13 protein-coding genes are annotated in these 19,231 nt (G+C 41.3%); 5 read left to right on the top strand and 8 right to left on the bottom strand.

The genetic code is table 11. From position 1 onward, the window contains the following. Nucleotides 1-69: 69 nt before the first annotated feature. Complete coding sequence (locus CDG77_RS06510) at nucleotides 70-2,853, top strand: GAF domain-containing protein (RefSeq protein WP_094328587.1); 2,784 nt, start codon at nucleotides 70-72, stop codon at nucleotides 2,851-2,853. A gap of 253 nt (nucleotides 2,854-3,106) precedes the next feature. Here the strand turns inward: CDG77_RS06510 and CDG77_RS06515 are convergent, their stop codons facing one another. The 8 genes from CDG77_RS06515 to CDG77_RS06550 form a co-directional block, all read right to left on the bottom strand. Beyond that, a complete protein-coding gene (locus CDG77_RS06515) occupies nucleotides 3,107-4,723 on the bottom strand; it encodes an iron uptake porin (protein ID WP_094328588.1) in 1,617 nt (538 codons plus the stop codon). 129 nt (nucleotides 4,724-4,852) lie between these two features. After that, nucleotides 4,853-5,899 carry a Gfo/Idh/MocA family oxidoreductase gene (locus CDG77_RS06520; RefSeq protein WP_094328589.1) on the bottom strand — a complete coding sequence of 349 codons (1,047 nt, stop codon included), beginning with the start codon at nucleotides 5,897-5,899 and terminating at the stop codon, nucleotides 4,853-4,855. A gap of 258 nt (nucleotides 5,900-6,157) precedes the next feature. Continuing rightward, a complete protein-coding gene (locus tag CDG77_RS06525) occupies nucleotides 6,158-7,603 on the bottom strand; it encodes a sugar porter family MFS transporter (RefSeq protein ID WP_223269721.1) in 1,446 nt (481 codons plus the stop codon). A gap of 74 nt (nucleotides 7,604-7,677) precedes the next feature. Then, entirely contained in the window at nucleotides 7,678-8,676 is a 999-nt protein-coding gene (locus CDG77_RS06530) for an ABC transporter permease subunit (protein ID WP_094328590.1), read from the bottom strand. Further along, nucleotides 8,673-10,229 carry a sugar ABC transporter ATP-binding protein gene (locus tag CDG77_RS06535; RefSeq protein WP_094328591.1) on the bottom strand — a complete coding sequence of 519 codons (1,557 nt, stop codon included), beginning with the start codon at nucleotides 10,227-10,229 and terminating at the stop codon, nucleotides 8,673-8,675. Before CDG77_RS06535 ends, CDG77_RS06530 begins: the two co-directional genes overlap by 4 nt. A gap of 262 nt (nucleotides 10,230-10,491) precedes the next feature. Continuing rightward, on the bottom strand, nucleotides 10,492-11,514 hold the full coding sequence (locus tag CDG77_RS06540) for an ABC transporter substrate-binding protein (protein WP_094328592.1): 1,023 nt from the start codon (nucleotides 11,512-11,514) through the stop codon (nucleotides 10,492-10,494). 38 nt (nucleotides 11,515-11,552) lie between these two features. Continuing rightward, nucleotides 11,553-12,560: an ABC transporter substrate-binding protein gene (locus CDG77_RS06545; protein WP_094328593.1), complete on the bottom strand. Its 1,008-nt coding sequence runs from the start codon at nucleotides 12,558-12,560 to the stop codon at nucleotides 11,553-11,555. Between the two features lie 796 nt (nucleotides 12,561-13,356). Beyond that, the gene (locus CDG77_RS06550) at nucleotides 13,357-14,253 is read right to left on the bottom strand and encodes an inositol oxygenase family protein (RefSeq protein ID WP_094328594.1); all 897 of its coding nucleotides are present in this window, start codon (nucleotides 14,251-14,253) and stop codon (nucleotides 13,357-13,359) included. Nucleotides 14,254-14,952: 699 nt separating this feature from the next. Between CDG77_RS06550 and CDG77_RS06555 the strand changes: the two genes are divergently transcribed. The 4 genes from CDG77_RS06555 to CDG77_RS06570 all read left to right on the top strand — a co-directional run bounded on the left by CDG77_RS06555 (nucleotide 14,953) and on the right by CDG77_RS06570 (nucleotide 19,209). Continuing rightward, nucleotides 14,953-16,389: a sensor histidine kinase gene (locus CDG77_RS06555; protein WP_094328595.1), complete on the top strand. Its 1,437-nt coding sequence runs from the start codon at nucleotides 14,953-14,955 to the stop codon at nucleotides 16,387-16,389. 52 nt (nucleotides 16,390-16,441) lie between these two features. Continuing rightward, nucleotides 16,442-17,122, top strand: coding sequence for a response regulator transcription factor (locus CDG77_RS06560; RefSeq protein ID WP_094328596.1), 681 nt, complete (start codon nucleotides 16,442-16,444; stop codon nucleotides 17,120-17,122). Between the two features lie 50 nt (nucleotides 17,123-17,172). Then, entirely contained in the window at nucleotides 17,173-17,385 is a 213-nt protein-coding gene (locus CDG77_RS06565) for a CopG family transcriptional regulator (protein WP_094328597.1), read from the top strand. A gap of 594 nt (nucleotides 17,386-17,979) precedes the next feature. Further along, nucleotides 17,980-19,209: a hypothetical protein gene (locus tag CDG77_RS06570; protein ID WP_094328598.1), complete on the top strand. Its 1,230-nt coding sequence runs from the start codon at nucleotides 17,980-17,982 to the stop codon at nucleotides 19,207-19,209. The last annotated feature ends 22 nt before the right edge of the window (nucleotides 19,210-19,231 follow it).

Raw genomic sequence — 19,231 nt, forward strand, 5'->3', positions numbered from 1 at the left:
GGAAGTTTAAATTTATCGTTAGGGACAAAATATAAGAAAAACTATACTTAAGTTGCGGTGTATATATAAATGACATCTACTGATAAACCAAATGGGTTACAGCAAAGCTTAGACCAAGAAAGCTTGCTGCACCGGATGATCAAACAGATTAGGCGATCGCTCGATCTTCAAGAAATATTAACAACTACCGTTACGGAAGTGCGGTTATTTTTACATGCAGATCGAGTCAAGATGTATCGGTTTGATGCTGATGGTAGTGGTGAAGTCATTGCTGAATCTATTTATAAAGAACGTCTGCCATCGTTATTAGGGTTGCGCTTCCCAGTTCATGATATCCCCGAAGCGGCCAGAGAGATGTTTTTGTTAACGGGGCAACGTTCGATTGTCGATGTCGCAAATGGGAAGATTGGGCTATCGCCTCTACAATCAAAAGAAACTGGCAAACGCCTACAAACTAATATTTACTATCGACAAGTAGACCCATGTCATATTCAATACTTAAAGGCGATGGGTGTGCAATCTTCTTTAGTCATCCCAATTTTAGATTGCGATCCCCAAGAACAATCGGTAAAGCCTAAATTGTGGGGATTGTTGGTATCTCACCACAGTGAACCGCAAAAGATTTTGAAGCGGCAACTAAAAGTATTACAGCAAGTTGCTGACCAGGTGGCGATCGCGATCGCTCAAAGTAATTTACTCACTACAGCCCTTACTCAGCAAAAGCAAGAAGCTACTATTAACCAAGTCACCACACTCTTGCATAAACTACCAACAATCCAGTTACAGGGGGCGCTTGAAGAAGTTATTACCGCATTCAGTGGAGTAGGTGGCAGGCTTTACATTGAAAATAGTCGGAAACTATACACTTGGGGCGATCAACCCACACTACCCTACGAATTAGATAACAGCATTATTGAACAGCATCCTACATGGCAAAACTGGATGGCTGAGTGTAAACCAGGTAATATTTGGGCAACTACCGATCTCTATAAAGAACCACGTTTGCGAGTTTTGGCTTTAGCGTTCCGTTCTACTCGAATTCGCGGACTGATAGTGATTCCTCTACATTATCGGGAACAATTTATTGGTGTATTAACCATTTTTCGCGCTGAATTTGAAACCGAGATATTGTGGGCAGGACGATGTGATGCAAATCGCCGACAACTGTTACCCCAGCTTTCTTTTGAGGTTTGGCGAGAGCAAAAAAAGGGACAAGCGGCTGAGTGGAAGTTGGAAGACATGATATTGGCACAAGCCTTGTACGATCATTTTTCAATGGCAATTCAGCAGCAGCAGATGTATAAAGAAGTACAATCCCTGAATGCTAACCTAGAACTGCGGGTGCAAGAACAAACTGCTGAACTAGAAAAATCATTAATACTCACCAAGGTAATCAAGCAAGTCACAGAGCAGATTCGCCGCACATTGGACTTGCAAACAACCCTGCAAACTATCGTCTGCGAAGTTCGCTCACTGCTAAATTCAGACCGGGTAGTGATTTTCCAAGTGAACAGTAAATCGGTCACTGTGGAAGAGATTCATGGTAATTGGCAGTCAGTTTTGGGAGTGAATGCACCATCAGAATGCTTTCCTGATGAGCATACGTATTTATACTCTCAGGGTAGAATCCGGGCAATTAACAACGTTTCAACAGATTCTTTAACTGATTGTCATCGAGAGTTTTTGCAAAGTCTGCAAATTCAAGCAAACTTAATTGTTCCGATTAATATAGGTATGGAACTATGGGGCTTACTAATTGCCCATCAATGTAATGCTCCCAGAATTTGGCAGGATGCAGAAATTGATTTATTGCAACAGTTAGGAGATCAGGCTGCGATCGCTATTCAACAAGCACAACTCTACGAACAAACCCATACAGCCGAAACCGAAGCCAGAAATCAAGCTGCACAGTTAGGACATACTCTACATCAACTCCAAGAAACACAGACAAGATTGATTCAAACCGAAAAAATGTCCAGCTTAGGACAGCTGGTGGCGGGTATCGCCCACGAAATCAACAACCCTGTTAACTTTATCTACGGTAATCTGTGCCACGCCAGTGACTACATCGAACAACTACTAGAAATTTTACGCCTCTACCAGCTACACTATCCCGATCCTCATAGTGAAATTAGTGCTGCCATCGCTTCAATCGATTTTGAGTTTTTGGTAGAAGACCTGCCAAAAATTATTACCTCAATGCAAGTAGGAAGCGATCGCATCCGTTCAATAGTACTGTCGTTACGCAATTTTTCTCGCTTGGATGAGGCTGAAAACAAGCGCGTTGACTTGCATGAAGGTATTGACAACACCTTACTAATTTTACAATATCAGCTGAAAGCAAATGGTGAATTTCCAGGCATTCAGATAATCAAAGACTATGGCAACATCCCAAGAGTAGAATGTTATGCCGGACAAATGAATCAGGTATTTATGAATATTTTCACCAATGCTATAGATGCTTTGGAAATGGGTAACTCAGGGCCTCCTCTGGGGCTTAGGGGCGATGGGGAATGGGGATTAAGGGCGATGGGGAATGGGAACAAAGAGAATAAGCCATCCTCAATGCCTACTATCCACATTTCCACTAGAGTTTCAGCAGATAACTCTCGGCTATTGATTCGTATTAGTGACAATGGGCCTGGAATGGCTGTAGAGGTAAAAAAGCGGATTTTTGACCCGTTTTATACTACCAAACCTGTGGGTAAGGGTACAGGACTGGGATTGGCGATCGGCTATCAGATTATTGTCGAAAAACATGGTGGAATAATGGAGTGCATTTCAGAACCGGGCAAAGGTACAGAGTTCTGGATTGAAATCCCTGTCAAGCCTCCAGCCAAAATAGATCGCTAAAGGTAGAGGAATCGATTTTCACACTGATTTTCAGAATATTACAAATTTAGGACTTACACCCTTTGCGGTTCGTTCCTCATATAGTTCGGCGCACCTTCATACAGAAATGGTATAAGTCCTAAAATTGTTAGTTTCAAAACTTAAAATTTGAATTAGCAATTGCTCAATTCATCCAAAAGATTGATGATGTTTTTCCAATAGACTATAAAAAAGATTTAGAAACTATCCAGGGTCTGTAATATATTGACTTAGATTAAAAATCGAAGGTTGTACGAAGCACACCTACATACTGCGTATCATTTCTACTGTCGTTTTCCGGGTTGAGAATCACCCAAAAACCAGGAGTCACAGAGATATTATCGTTTAGACGGTAGCGATAGAAGGCTTCGATATGGTAAGCGGTGTCTCGGTCTTGACGGACATCACTGTTAGAGACACGTGGTGGTATACCAAAGAGAATTCCTGGCAAGTTACCCTTACCCCCCACATCAGGAAAGGACATACCAATCGCCCCAAACCAGACATTGGCATTGTCACCACTGTTCACAAATAGAGAATCTGTTCCACCCCTACCATTAGAAATATCACTCAAACCAGAACTCTTGGCATTTGCCCAAATATATCCACCCCACCCGTGGATTTGGAAATTCGGAGAGAAGCGATAGAATCCCTGTGCGCCGACAATCTCGTTGGAAGTAGCAATATTGTTGCCAAAGGGAGCGTTTGACAGGGTGCTACCCGTCCCGGCGGCGAGATCGACTACTCCACCAGGGCTATAGCCATGAGAATAGGCAACACCAATAGCTCCTTCCTTACCGTAATAGGCTAAGTGCGCCAGGGCATTGTAGCCGCCATCAAACAAGCCGTTGCTCCCCGATGGCGTATTGGGAGTGCTTGCTAAATAGCCCAAGGTGAGAACCAAGTCTTTGGTAATATTCAAGTTAGCGGCTGCACCCCCGCCACCTCGCCGGAATAAGGGACTGTATGACCCAAATAGTGAGGGAACCCCATTGCCGTCGTCAGCGATTGTGGGGGGAGTGACAGTAGTTGAAATATCGGTGTAACCAATGCCTGTGGGACCAACAACGAAGTTAAGAGAATCACTGACTGGGAAGTAGTATCGAATGTGGGGAACAAAAAGCGTGCCGTTGCTGTCATAATCGAAGTTCAGGCGTGTCATGCCTGTGCCTGTAGCTGCGGCAATTTGGCTTGCACCATTAGTAGAATTTCCAAAGTTACCAAACTCTAGCCGGACTCGCAATAAATCTTTGCCAGTGAAACTGCTCTCAAAGTTGAGACGACCCCGATTTGAAAAGTAGAGATTGGATTCATCGCGATCGCCACCGACTCTATCACCAAAGGTATCACTAATAGCGGTAATAATTTGAGCATTCAACCTAGTAGTTGTGGAAAACTGCTGCACCTCCAATGTTGCTGTATGTGCCTCTACGGTATCTACTCGTCCGCGCAGAGTTGTCAGTTCTGTGGCAAAGTCTTGCTGCAACTTTTGCATCACTGCCAAATCTTGCTTATTAACTAAATCGCTAGTAGCTGTGGCAATTAACTCATTAATCCGATCCAAACAAGCATTTAAACCTGCGGCAAATTCATAACGGGTTAAGGCACGGTTCCCGCGATAGGTAGAATTGGGATAACCTGCAATACAGCCGTAGCGTTCCACCAGCGATTGCAATGCACCAAACGCCCAATCGGTTGGTTGTACATCAGAAAACTGGGAAACAGAATTTACTTGTCCCTGCAAATTCCTATTAGCATCTGCTGCATTAGAATCATCTTCTGGAGGTGTTGCCCAAACTGCTGGAACTGCCAAAAATAGGATAAAAAAGCTATAGGAAAGGATTTTTAACATTGACTTATTTTCTTGAAATTGGTTAAATTCTGACTTTGTAACTCAAGAGATTACACTCAAACCAAAGCTTGCAGGTTGTGAGTTAATCAGCATTAAAGTTACATATTTTGAGTTTCAGTTTTAGCTTAATTAAAGCAACGCTATAACTTTTTGCTCATTGCTGCTTTTAATAGCCGCTTCTATAATCCGCATGACATTAATTCCGTCTTCGGCAGTAACAGCAATTGGCTGATTATCAACAATAGATTTATATACCGCGTCGTAATAGCCTAAATAACTGCCCTGTGAGCTTTTTACTTTTTCCCGAATTACTTTTGTGTCTTTTTCTGTATGCAGCAAGCCATATTCACTTTCTGGCTCTGTATACCAATCAAGTGTATTAGGCTTGATACCTGCTACTAAATACTCTTCTTGGGCATCGGCTCTGCTTTTGAGAAAAGAACCCTTTGTACCATGTATGATATAGGCAGGTGTAGGCTCACGCACTAGAAAACCTGCTTTTAATTTGACGCGCAGTTTGTCGTAGTAGAGTATTAACTCGAAATAATCATCTACCTGCGATCGCACTCTTGTAATTCGGATATCTGCAAAAATAGCATCAGGTACCCCAAATAAATGCAAAGCTTGGTCTATTAAGTGCGGCCCTAAATTGTTTAATATTCCTGCACCTGGACTTGGAGCTTCTACGTGTTGTTTATGGCTGAGGGTTGGTTTATATTTTTGAAATTGAAATTCTGCTTCAACAATATCACCCAGCAAGCCTTCTTGAATAACTTTGTTTACTGTTTTAAAATCACTATCCCACCTGCGATTTTGATATACAGATAATTTCTTTCCCTGTTTTAATGCCAATTCATGCAGTTGTTCTGCTTCTTTCACTGTAGTAGTAAATGCTTTTTCTACCACTACATGTTTGCCTGCTAATAAAGCCTGTTTAGTATAGTCGTAGTGTGTATAAGTTGGTGTATTTACTACCACCAACATTACTCCATCGTCGGTCAGCAATGCTTCTAAAGAAGGATAGCTTTTTGCTCCCGGATAATCTTCCTGTATCAGTTTTTTGCTTCTTTCCCAGGAGCCTGCTAATTGAAAACCGGGATGTAAATCAATGAACGGCGCATGAAATACCCTACCAGACAAACCATAAGAACAAAGAGCCGTATTGAGAGTTTCCATCTTTTTACTGATTGACTGAAGCGAAAGCTTATATTTTGTTGTTGTCAGATGCTCTACATAAAGTTTGCATAATTAGGGCGGGCAAGATGCCCACCCCACAAGATTTATAGCAATCTTGTCTGATTTGATATCAAATCCGTTTGTATCGGAATTATTTTCTTTCCTCTTCCTCTGCGCCCTCAGCGTCTCTGCGGTTTTTTAATCATGATTCAATTCAGAATTACAACTTACGCCACAGAGGTATTAGGTGGATACAAATTACATATCTTCTAACTCAATTCCTTTGGTTTCCTTAATAAAAAAGAGAATGAAAAAGAATGAGGTAGCCGCCGCAATTGTATAAAGTCCGTATGCAGAACCTAGACCGAAATATTGCAGTATGGGAGGAAATGTTGTGGAAATAAGGAAATTCGCAACCCATTGGATTGCAGCAGCAATTGAAAGTGCAGCCGCTCGAATTTTGTTATTAAACATTTCTCCCAATAACACCCAAACCACTGGCCCCCATGAAAAACCGAAGCAAAATACATAAAGATTGGCTGCAATCAGAGCCATAGTTCCAGCGCTTCCGGCGAGGGTGGGGTTTCCAGCAGCATCTATGGGAGCGTTGCCAAAAATATAAGCCATCGTTCCCAACGTAAAGGTCATACCAATTGACCCTACTATCAGCAAAGGCTTGCGACCAAATTTATCCACGAAGGCGATCGCAATTAATGTTGTAATAATATTGACGGCTCCTGTAATCACCGTGATGCTTAAGGAACTTTGTTCGGAAAATCCGACTGCCCGCCACAAAACGCTGCTGTAGTAGAAGATTACATTAATTCCAACAAATTGCTGTAATACAGATAAGCCGATTCCTACCCAAACAATTGGGAGAAGTCCACCACTTCTACTCAACAAGTCAGAAAATTTAGGCTGGCGTTCACGAAATACTGTCTGCCGAATTTCTTCAATTTTTGGCAGCACGTCACCCCCCAAAATCTTAGTTAGAACGTTAACAGCTTCTGGCTCTCGTCCTTTGGCAACTAAGTAACGGGGGGATTCAGGAATTGTTAAAGCCATCATCCCGTAGAATATAGCTGGTGGAACTGCTGTCCAAAACATCCAGCGCCAAGCTGCAACTCCAAACAAAAACGGCGAGTCTGCTGAACCTGCTGATACAGCGATAAAGTAATCGCTCAATAAGGCAACGAAAATTCCCACTACGATCGCTAATTGTTGCAGAGATCCTAATCTTCCTCGCAAATGGGTAGGAGAACATTCGGCAATGTAAGCTGGCGCGATAACGCTAGCAACACCGATTCCAATGCCACCCAATACCCGCCAAAAGATAAAATCCCAGATAGTGAAGGCAAACCCGGAGCCAATGGCACTGATAGTAAACAGCCCCGAAGCGACCACCATTGCGTTAACTCGACCATAGCGGTCTGCAATTTGTCCGGCAAAGAAGGCTCCTGCGGCAGACCCCAGTAATGCTAGGGACACTGCCAGCCCTGTCACCCAACTACTGGTGTTAAAAGCTTTTGCTAGAGATAAAACCGCACCGTTGATTACAGCAGTATCAAAACCGAACAGAAAGCCGCCAAGGGCAGCAGCGCCAGCAATCAAAATGACATAAAACGTGTTGGATTTACGACGAGTAGTAGTAGATGTCATATATATTGGTTGGGGATTGGGAATGGGGAATTGGGCATTGGGCATTGGGAAAGAGGAGGCAGGAATTCTTTAATTTTTAATTTTTAATTTTTAATTGATTTCTCCCCCTCCCCCCTGCTTCATCGTCTAGAACGTCTGCGGAGTCGGTCAATCATTACTGCCAAAATAATTACTAGTCCTTTGACGACTAGTTGCCAGAAGTAAGATAGGTTCAACAGAGTTAAACCGTTGTTGAGAATAGCAATAATTAATGCACCTAGAAGAGTGCCGCCAATGGTGCCAATACCACCTGTAAAACTTGTTCCACCAAGAATAACAGCTGCGATCGCATCTAATTCATAACCTTGCCCTAATATGCCACTGGCACTATAAAGACGGCTGGCGCTCATGATTCCTCCTAAGCCTGCCAGTAATCCGCTAATACCATAGACAAATAGCAACACGCGATTAACTTTAATCCCTGTTAATCTGGCTGCCCGTTCGTTACCACCTACGGCATATATCTGCACTCCTAAAACAGTTTGTCGTAGCACAAACCAGCTAGCGATTACAGTCAGTAGTGCAATGATTACTAGCCACGGCAGAGGGCCGACATAACTATTACCCACCCAAGCAAAGTTGATGTCTCGGTTAATCAGCGTTGTCCCCTTGGCAATCAAGAAGGCCACACCCCGCAAGGCTGTAAGTGAACCTAATGTGACAATAAAAGGTGGCACATCCAAGAAGGTGATGAGAGCGCCGTTAACTAAGCCTAAAAGTAATCCTGCTAGCAATGCAGCAGGTACAGCCGCCCAACTTAAAGCCGGCAGTAGCGATACTAGGAGTCCAACGACGGCAGAAACAGCTAAGATTGACCCAACCGATAGGTCAATACCTCCGGTGAGAATTACAAAGGTCATTCCTGTCGCCAGCACAATATTAATTGATGCCTGACGCAAGATATTAATGATGTTACCGCCGGTGAGGAAGTTGGGGGAAAGGAATGCAAATAAGATGCAGATAATTACTAAGATTGGCAGAATACCCGCAACTTCCAGAAGAGTGCTGATTGATTTCCGGTTGCGGGCTGCGGGATTGTTGGCTGATTTATTGATAGGCGGTCTGACTGTCTGACTCATAATGCTGATACCTCCGATGCTCCAGTTGCATAATGCATAATCTTTTCTTGGGTGATTTCGTTGCCAAGACTGCCATCCAGTTCGCCTACTAGTTGTCCCTCTCGCATCACCAAGACGCGATCGCTCATGCCGACAATCTCCGATAGTTCGCTGGAAACCATTAAAATAGCAACACCTTGCGCTGCTAATTCGCTCATAATTCGGTAAATTTCGCTTTTGGCACCAATATCTACGCCGCGTGTTGGCTCATCTAACATTAAGACTCTGGGTTTAATGGCTAACCAACGCGCTAATAGTAGCTTCTGTTGATTCCCACCAGAAAGATCCAGCGCTCTAATTTCCAAATTGGCTAGGCGGATATTGAAGTTTTCTACCGCTTCTGTTGACAGCCGATTCACTGAAGGCCAGTTAACAATTCCACCTTTGGCATCCTGCTTGAGTGTGTTGATGGCAATATTCTTCCGGGCGCTCATTTCCAGAAATAAACCTTGGTCTTTGCGGTCTTCTGGGACGTAGCCAATTCCGGCTGCGATCGCATCACTGGGCGAATTAATTTCCAGTTTTTTGCCATTTAAAAATACTTCACCACTGGCTTTCCGGTCAGCACCAAAAATCAGTCGGGATAGTTCTGTACGTCCTGCACCAACCAGCCCCGCTAAACCGAGAATTTCCCCCGCATGAAGTTCAAAACTAGCCGGCTCAATCTTCTGACGAGCATCACTCATATTTCTGACTGACAGCACCACCGGGCCAGGATTCATTTGCCGTTGATGTTCGTAAAAGTCTTGCATGGAGCGACCGACCATCATTTGCACCAATCGCTGTGGAGAAATTTCACTGCGTGTCAAACTACCAATATATTGACCATCGCGCAGTACGCTAATCCTGTCAGCTAAGGCATAAATTTCTTCCATCCGATGGCTGATGTAAATAATCGCAATGCCATCACGCCGCAGTTTGCGAATTACCTCAAATAAATGGTCGCTCTCGCGGTCAGATAATGCTGCTGTTGGCTCATCCATCACCAAAACACGGCTTTTGTCTTTCAGCGCCCTAGCAATTTCGACTTGCTGCTGTTCTGCGATGGATAAAGTACCAACTATCGTCTGGGCTGTAAAATTCGCTCCCAAGCTATCTAAAACTTGCTCTGCTTCCAGTTGCATCGCTTTGCGGTCTAAAAACTGACCTCGCCGCAACTCGCTACCCATAAACATATTTTCGGTAACGGTTAAATTAGGTGCAACGTTCAGTTCTTGATAAATAAGATTAATACCCGCCTTACGTGCTGTCGCTGGATCGGTAATTTTCAGAGGTTCGCCATTGATGCGAATTTCTCCTTCATCGGCAATGTAAGCCCCAGCCAGGATTTTCATCAATGTGCTTTTACCTGCTCCATTTTCACCCATGAGGGCGTGAACTTCTCCCGGATAAATGGTGAGATTAACATTTTGGAGTGCAGATACACCATGAAATCTTTTGGTAATCCCTTGCATTTCTAATACAGGGGTGGTGGTTGGTGCATCAGGAAATGAGGTTTCAATACTTGTTGTCATGAAAATCTCCTGTAAAAAGAATTTAAAAGTCGCAATTGAAATTTATAAATTCATCGCTGATGTGAAATTAAAATTATCACAAAATCAGATTTTTAAAACAGATTGCTATCTTGGAAAATTCTGAATGTCGTCTTCCAACATTCAGAATTTTCTACAAATGCATATATATACATCATGGGGATGTGCAAAAACTATGTCAATGCATCAAAAGACTCAATTAAAATTGACATAATTTTTAATAACTGTCAGGTTACAATTATTATTATTTCCACCCTTTTTCTGTGCTGACATTATCTTTTGTGATCAGCTTGACTGGAATTAAAATGGTAGGATTGCTAGGTTTTTTCCCATTTAAAATGTCGTTTCCAACCTGAACTGCTTTTTCGGCCATTCCTCGCGGATTTTGAGTAGCGGTTGCAGCATATAAACTGTCTTTAGCTGCGATCGCAGTGATTGCTTCTGGCGCACCATCAACCCCGACAATAAAGAAATCTTTACGTTGTGCTTGGTTTGCTGCTAGTTCTGCACCAACTCCGCTCGGATCGTTGATGGCAAAAACTGCATCAATTTTCGGGAAGGTTGTGAGTAAATCAGTCATAACTCTCAGTCCTCCATCCCGACTACCCTCTGCATTCTGGTTTTTGGAGAGGATTTTGATATCGGGATATTTGGACAAAACATTCTCGCAGCCACTAACTCGCTGAATCACCGAGTCTACTGGCGGCCCGTTAACTATTACTACATTGCCTTTACCTTTGAGGCGATCGGCAATATATTTACAACTTACTTCTCCAGCTTGAACATTATTAGTAGTGATGGTGGCATCCACACCTCCTTCAGCACCTGTATCTACAGCAATGACAATTCTACCTGCTTGTTTCGCTTTTTCAATTGCTGGTTTAATGCCACTTTTATCAGCAGCATTGACGATAATAATGTCAGTATTGGAAGCAGTAAAATTTTCAATTTGATTGGCTTGTTGATTCAAATCGTAAGCACTAGAAACCACAGTAACATTGACATCTTTACCACCAATTTTCTTCGCTTCTGCCTCAGTTGCTTGTCCCATGAGGACAAAGAAAGGGTTACTTAAATCGCCAACGGTGAAGGCAACAGATCGTAATTTGGAATTGCCAGTGGCGACTTTAGTCTCAGCACTAGTATTGGTAGCAGGTTTTGTCTCAGTATTAGTAGCAGTGTTGTTATCGGGAGAGGCATTTGTACAGCCGACAATGCCACCACCGATGATACCTAATATGCTAGCTGCGATCGCAATCCTTTTCATAGTTATCTATTCCCTAAAGTTAATTAAATTTTTCTTACTTACCAGCCTTTGTAGCTGCTGAGGTTATCTCTAGTAACCAAGTTGACTGGAATCAGAATGTCCGGTGACTCAGGTTTTTTACCCTGGATGATATCGTTGCCAATCTGAACCGCTTTTTCGGCCATCCCTGCGGGATTTTGCGCCGCAGTTGCAGCAAATACACCATCTTTGTCTTCCATTGCTTTGGTTGCATCTGGCGAACCATCAACCCCAACAATAAAAAATTCTTTGCGTTTTGCTTGTCTAGCGGCTAAGTCTGCACCCACACCGCTTTGATCGTTGGTGGCAAAAACGGCATCTATTTTGGGAAAGGTTGTAAGCAAATCACTCATCACTCTCAATCCTCCATCCCTTGTCCCTTCAGCGTTTTGGTCTTTAGAGATGAGTTTGATATTAGGGTATTTGGCTAATGACTTCTCGCAGCCACTGACTCGCTGATTGATTGAATCCATCGGCGTACCGTTGAGAATGACTACACTACCTTGACCTTTGATGCGATCGGCAATATATTGACAAGCAACCTCTCCAGCTTGGGTATTGTTGGAGCTAATCATTGCATCTACATCTGCATCAACGGCTGAATCTACGGCAATCACAACCTTACCTGCAAGCCTTGCTCGCTCGATTACTGGTTTAACTCCTTTTTTGTCAACAGCACTGAGGATAATTAAATCAGTATTCGCAGCAGTAAAATTTTCAATTTGGTTGCTTTGTTGGTTCAGATCGAAGCCACTGGAAACTGCATTAACCCTGATATTATCCCCAATTCTCTTAGCTTCTATCTCCGCTCCCTTCTGCACTGCATTATAAAAAGGGTTTCCCAAGTCACCCAAGGCGACACCAATTGTTTGCAATTTTCTATTTGGACTATTTTCTTTAGTCTCTAAGCTAGTGTTGGTAGCAGTGTTAGTACCAGTATTAGTAGCAGAATTATCATTTGGAGTGCTATTTGTGCAGCTAACAACAGTGAAACCTAGTATGCCAACTATGAGCAAAATTCTCTTCATATTCGTCTATTTCTAACAACGGATTTAAATTTGAGAAAGGTCAGCAGAATCTAAAAATGCGAGGCTATCACAATATCAACTAGGTCTAATAAATTCAGACCTAACCTAGTGAGACTGCTAGCCTTGTCAATATCAACTTTTCTTAAACGTCTTGGAAACTGATGTGGTTTAAGTTGCTAATACTCACTTCCCTAAACTAAATGTTTTATTTTAAAACAATTTTTTTACGGCTACTTAACGTCAGGGAATCACATTAATGTGTTGTTGTAAAAATGGTTTTTTAATGTGCCTACAATCAAACCACTTTTTCAGTAAAACTCTAGAAAAATGATATTCTTAAAAGTGCGAACTTATACCTGAATCATTTTACGATCTTATCCCCCATTAGTAAAAGAATGAATTTTCTTTATCGAACTTTACAAAGTAAAAAAACATTTTTAATCTCCCTTTAGTCAAAACTCTCGGAATCATAGCATTTGTAAATATTAAGTATTTTTGAGCTTAGGGATAATTCAAAAAACTTAACATTTATATATCCAAGCATCATAATGCAGCCTGGAGATGAGAGGATGACTAATTTTAGATTTTGGGTAATGAAGTTGAAGGATTCAAAATCCCAAGTTTAAACCTAGTTTTAGAGCCACTATCGAAAACCATCAAATCCCTTGCTCAGAAGAAATACCTTTAGGCATAAGGTTAATCTCAAATCTAAGGTTGATTGACTGCTGTTAACATCTTATAGATAAATAGGGTGTTTTTCTCGCACAGCAATAGCCAGTTATCGAGTGTTATCAGTTTAAAACTTTAACGTCGCTGGTAAATATTTAGCCACTAAATCTTCATAGTATGGTCTTAATTTTTGCCAATCAGGAGGAATAGGGTTTTTTGAATACAAATCATAAGGATTGAATAAATTCACCCATTTAAACATTTCTGTGTCGTGTTTATCCATCAAATGGTTATATGCGTTTTCCCGGTGTTGAGGATAAAATGAGTGGTAGCGAAGCATGTACAATGCAGGTTCAGGTAAATAGTTTTTCATCATCTGATAGAAATACTCATCATGACCCCATGACATGCATACATTACTCAATCCACAATTCGGTTCGTAAATACCATAAGTAGTGTTGTAATTGGGATTATTGTAATCGGGGTTTTCTTTGAAAAATTCCGAGAAAACAATTTTATCAGAGAATGCACAACCCACAGGATAAGTATCACCAACAGTAGCCCATTGAGGCTCACCAAATAGGCAAAGCACCTTCCCCATATCGTGAAAGAAGCCAGTAAGTACCATCCAGTCAGGATGACCATCGGCGCGAATGGCTTCTGATGTTTGCAATAAGTGCTGTAACTGATCCATGTCTGTATCAGGATCTGAATCATCTACTAATTGATTCAAAAATTCAACCGCATCCCAAACGGACATTTCTTTTTTATCAAACTTGAGAAAATTCTTTTGTTTCTCAAGGACAAAATTATATGTTTGATTAATATGATTTAAGCGATAAAATTCTTTCACTGTGTCTCTGGTCAGTGTTTCGTAATTTCTGTACGCTTCAGTGGTTTTACCTTCTTTAACTATGCTGTCTGGATCGGGATAGCGATTGAGTAAATCTTTTTCCCACTCTTCTAGCGAATGCAAGGGATTGTATTGAGTTTGTTCGATGGAATTCCTTACAGTTTGAGACATAGGTTTTTACCCGTCGATATTAATTTTTTAAATCGGACTTTGGGACTTTATGCACAGGTGTGCAAAAGTTGCTATGGATTTATTTTTGCACACGTGTGCAAAAGAGTGTGTTAAGTTTCTTTTCTATTTGCATAACTATGGACAACAGACTTCGTTAAGTATTTTTTACAATCTACTTGGTTCAAATATTGACAAAGTACACGAAATGTATAGTGCAGACTCATACCATTTCTGTATGAAGGTGCGCCTAAATATATGAGGAACGAACCGCAAAGGACGCAAAGGGCACAAAGAAAATACTGTCATGCTTCTAAAGTGCAGCATTTACGATCGCACCTGCCGAAGATGGGGTCTATCCGACAATATCTGAATTCAACAGCAAGAGCTATTTTCAGTCATTGTATTCAAACAAGAATACAAAAGTAGAAAAATTAAGGTAATTCTCATCTGAAATTAATTTAATTCATAGTAAATTACCTTAATTTATTATTAGACAAGAATTTCCCGAGTTGAGAGATCGATTAAATAAAAATCTTTCAAAATCTTTTTGGAATAGCTGTACTTTTCACTGTAGGTATGCAACAGAGGTAAGTTTAAGTCAGCTATGACTAAAGATGTAGCAGTTAATAGTAACTTTATATTTAGCATTCTGATTTTAATGATGTAGCCTGATTCAATACCTAAAATGTAACTATCACAGTGAAGCAAACCAGAAAACTTTGGATAATAAATATAGACCCATTTTCATTACAGTCACGCCTCACAATTGGTATCGCTGCATTTTCGGCTTTGGTATTAGGTAGCTTTGCTACATGGACTAGTTGGAAAATGCAGCAAATCTTAGTTGATAGTCATAAGTATGGTATAGAAGAAATTGCCAAGCGTTTACCGCAAGATGTGCAAATTTATAGTGAAATGATGCAGCCTGAGACTGCATTACAAAAGGCCATCAATAATTTGGCAAATACAAACACATTATTATGGCTAAAAAGTCCCGATAATAAAATTTTAGTTAAATCGGCTACTTTAAATTTATTGTCTGATACTACGGTAGCTGAGTTAATGTCCCTGACTAAGATGCCGATTAAACCACAAGTTTATCAAATAAACCAAAGCTATTTTGTTTTATGTGGTAGTTCTGTACAAGTGCAGGGTAAGTTACTGGGTGAGTTATTTGTAGTCAAGGATATTACCCACGAACAGAGAATGTTTGTGGTAATGGTGCAGAGTTTAGTTATTATTAGTTTTTTAGCAATTATTATTTTAACTGCTGCGATCGCATTTTATATTAAACGTTCTCTGCAACCTCTACGCCAGCTAAATCAAATGGCTTCTGTGATTTCGGCTGATGATTTAGGACAAGCACAGCTATATCTTGATAATGCACCGAGCGAAGTTAAAGAATTAGCTCAAACTTTAACCATGCTCTTATCTCGCTTATCCCAATCTTGGCAGCAAGAACGAGAATTTGTGAGTAATGTTTCTCATGAATTACGCACACCTTTAACTATTGTACATGGTTACTTGCAAAGCGTCTTGCGAAGGCAAAATAACTTAACCCAAACCCAACAAGAAGCTTTAGAAACTGCTGCATCGGAAGCAGAACGCACCATCCGTCTGCTACAAGACTTACTTGATTTAGCACGAGCCGATAATGGTTACTTATATTTTCAAATGAAATGTTATGTGCTAAATGACTTGGTTGAAGAAGTGGTGATGATGGCAGAAAAGTATAGCGATCGCATAATCAAAATCGATTCCGAAGTTGACCGAATTGAGGTGAAAGCAGACTATAGCCGTCTCAAACAAGTCTTATTAAATTTGATGGATAATGCTATTCAATATTCTGAAGCTGATACACCTATAGTTTTCAAATTGAATCAACTTCAAGATAAGGCAATTATTGAGGTTTGTGACAAAGGTCATGGTATTCCTTTGCAACAGCAAGCACGGATATTTGAGAGATTTTACCGCGTAGATGAATCCCGCTCTCACACTACTGGGGGTTGTGGTTTGGGTTTATCTATTGTCAAGACACTTGTAGAAGGTATGGGAGGTAGTGTCAGCGTGCAATCAAAGTTAGGCGAAGGGAGTACGTTTACAATCAGTCTACCTACATATAGCAGTTCTATCTGATTAGGGAAGTGTGGGTAGTTCAGAATTGCACCATAAACCAATACACAAACTTATGACAGTACATATCCTTTTGGTAGAAGATGAAGTCAAACTGGCACGATTTGTCGAATTAGAACTAAGTAGCGAAGGATACCAAGTAAGTGTAGCCCATGATGGTATTGCCGGTTTAACCTTGGCACGAGACTCATCGCCAGATTTAGCGATTTTGGATTGGATGCTACCAGGACTAACGGGTTTAGAAATTTGTCGCCGTTTGCGAGCAACGGGTAGTACAGTACCAGTGATTTTGTTGACAGCAAAAGATGAAGTGAGCGATCGCGTCGCCGGGTTAGACGCAGGAGCCGATGATTATGTAGTTAAGCCCTTTAGTATTGAGGAATTACTAGCTAGAATTCGCGCTCATCTGCGCCGCACCCAAGAAACAGACGAGGATGTGTTGCAATTTGAAGATTTAAGCTTAAATCGCCGCACTCGTGAAGTTTTTCGCGAAAAACGAAGCATTGAGTTAACAGCAAAAGAGTTTCATTTATTAGAATATCTTCTCTCACATCCCCGTCAGGTGTTTACAAGAGATCAAATATTAGAGAAAGTGTGGGGTTACGATTTCATGGGTGATTCTAATATCATTGAAGTATATATTCGTTATCTACGACTCAAATTGGAAGAGAATAATGAAAAGCGTTTGATTCATACAGTCCGTGGTGTAGGTTATGCACTGCGGGAGCAATCGTAATGACTTGGTGATTTCGACACAAAGCAACATATTAAAGACAAAAGAGAATCATGAATAAAAAATGGGCTGTTAAACGACTAACAGTAAATCTCACAACCGAAGAAATGAAGAAACTTGAAAACTACTGTGCTTTGACAGGAAGGCCAGCAACAGATGTAATTCGAGAATTGCTCCGATCTCTTGAGGTTGAAAATTCTGAAAAGTCTGAAATTGGAACAGCAGACTCAAGAATAACAGTTGGCAGTGGATCGATCTCACAGTAACTATTCACCAGAATATCCCGCCAAATCTCATAAGGCAGTTTTTTCTTGCATGAAGTACAAAGCTACGGGTTTTGAGGCAGTTCTGGCTGGAGGCAAGAGATAGAAGCATCTTTATGCTTTATATCTGATTTTGAGTTGTGCATTTTGTACCTCACTTACTTGCAACCTGCGATAAATCTGCTATGTTGACTTACCGATAGGACTAAAGGCAATACTTCTTGGTTAAAGGGAAAAGGGTAAGGGATGAATTTCAACCCTTCTCGTTGTTCCCTTTAACTTTTTCTAGATCGCTCTCTTGAAGCGCGGGCAAGAACTGAGTTATCAATTCAAGGGTTACGTTAAGCTAGGGCACAACATCCCCTACCCTACTTCCAACTTATATTTCTTCATATATATCAAATTCTTCTCGCCCACTACTTACTCGCCAAAAATACTAATTAGACAGTCAGGGAACAGCCCTATAAAAGTAAAGCCTTTTTTCTTTGCCATGTCTTAACAAGCATCTATTTTGGGCATCATAATCCCAAGCCTAATACATCAGCTAGCAGCCAGAAACTCTTTGGCAGCAATTTTTTACAACTATAGTATCGATCAATGGCAGATAGTTTTATAGTTTATCTCTTTATTTCTCAACATAGGTCGTACACTGGGTTGATTTGGAGATGCCTACAGGTTCAATTGGGAGTAATCTGTAGCGTAGGGATTTGGACATTCTCAGAAGTTAAGTTACAAGCTGCCCAAGCACATCAGATATGGAAATCACCTTCAGAATTGACTGAGGGAGTCACCAAAATAAATCCTGAGTCAACACCTATTTTGATGGCGGCACCCGAAAACTTCAATCCTGATTTGCAATTACCGCCAGCTTTACCCGAACCACCCCAGAATTCTAGCCCACCAAAAACTTCCACCGAACCAAGAACGCCGGATGCAGTTTTGGAAAGCATTGATACAGACTATAGCTATGAGACAGATAACTTTGGCCAAACCAACTTCTTTTTTGAACCAACGGCTCAGTTTCGATTGAGTAATGGCAATAAAATATTTTTCAAGACAGGTTTTAACTTCTTTGAGCAACGTGGTGTTGAATCAATTACAAATTTCCCCTTGCAAGTTGGATGGCAAGGAAAAATTGGGCAAGTGACTCTGCAAACAGCAGCCGGAGTCGATGTCTTCAATCGTTTACCTACAGCTATTAATCTGAATGCTAAGGTGGAGGCTCCCATTTCGCCGCCGCAAGTTTCGTCATCTGGCCAATTGCTCTCGGTAGTAGTACTATCAGGTAATTTAGAACAAGGGCCTTATAAATCCAATGCCCGAACTTTAGAAAATCAAATTACTGCTTGGCGATTTGGGCCTGATTTATACTGGCAGATTGACCGTAAAACCAGTTTCTTTTCATCATTGCGTTTGGGTAGTTACAACGATGGTAATTCTGAGGTGCAGTCATTTAGTCGGCTAGAGCGCAAGTTTGGACAGTTTTCTCTAGCTGCTAACTTATTCAGTTGGAGTTTCGATCGCGATTTAGAACGCACAAGTGGCTATTTCTCCCCACCTGATTTTCTAGTTTACAACGCTGAGGTGGCTTGGGAAGGAGATATTGCTAATTTCTTACGCTGTCGCCTCGCTGCCAACTTAGGACAGCAGCGACTTAAAGGAGAGTTTGACAATGCCCATACCTATCAAACGCGCTGTACGGTAAAGGTTTCACCAAGTATAGAGGCAGACCTTGGCTATAGCTTTAGTAATGTCCGAAATCAAGAAACCGGGGGAAGTGCATACGGTGGTAATTCCTTGACAGGACAATTGCGGGTCAGATTTTAGGAGGCAGGAGGTAAACCCGATA

Origin of the sequence: Nostoc sp. 'Peltigera membranacea cyanobiont' 213, from assembly GCF_002245975.1 — a bacterium.
Taxonomy (GTDB): domain Bacteria; phylum Cyanobacteriota; class Cyanobacteriia; order Cyanobacteriales; family Nostocaceae; genus Nostoc.

Coding starts and splice junctions, on each gene's coding strand:
- CDG77_RS06510 (WP_094328587.1), top strand. CDS start 70: ATGACATCTACTGATAAACCAAATGGGTTACAGCAAAGCTTAGACCAA.
- CDG77_RS06515 (WP_094328588.1), bottom strand. CDS start 4,723: ATGTTAAAAATCCTTTCCTATAGCTTTTTTATCCTATTTTTGGCAGTT.
- CDG77_RS06520 (WP_094328589.1), bottom strand. CDS start 5,899: ATGGAAACTCTCAATACGGCTCTTTGTTCTTATGGTTTGTCTGGTAGG.
- CDG77_RS06525 (WP_223269721.1), bottom strand. CDS start 7,603: ATGCCCAATGCCCAATTCCCCATTCCCAATCCCCAACCAATATATATG.
- CDG77_RS06530 (WP_094328590.1), bottom strand. CDS start 8,676: ATGAGTCAGACAGTCAGACCGCCTATCAATAAATCAGCCAACAATCCC.
- CDG77_RS06535 (WP_094328591.1), bottom strand. CDS start 10,229: ATGACAACAAGTATTGAAACCTCATTTCCTGATGCACCAACCACCACC.
- CDG77_RS06540 (WP_094328592.1), bottom strand. CDS start 11,514: ATGAAAAGGATTGCGATCGCAGCTAGCATATTAGGTATCATCGGTGGT.
- CDG77_RS06545 (WP_094328593.1), bottom strand. CDS start 12,560: ATGAAGAGAATTTTGCTCATAGTTGGCATACTAGGTTTCACTGTTGTT.
- CDG77_RS06550 (WP_094328594.1), bottom strand. CDS start 14,253: ATGTCTCAAACTGTAAGGAATTCCATCGAACAAACTCAATACAATCCC.
- CDG77_RS06560 (WP_094328596.1), top strand. CDS start 16,442: ATGACAGTACATATCCTTTTGGTAGAAGATGAAGTCAAACTGGCACGA.
- CDG77_RS06565 (WP_094328597.1), top strand. CDS start 17,173: ATGAATAAAAAATGGGCTGTTAAACGACTAACAGTAAATCTCACAACC.
- CDG77_RS06570 (WP_094328598.1), top strand. CDS start 17,980: ATGGCAGATAGTTTTATAGTTTATCTCTTTATTTCTCAACATAGGTCG.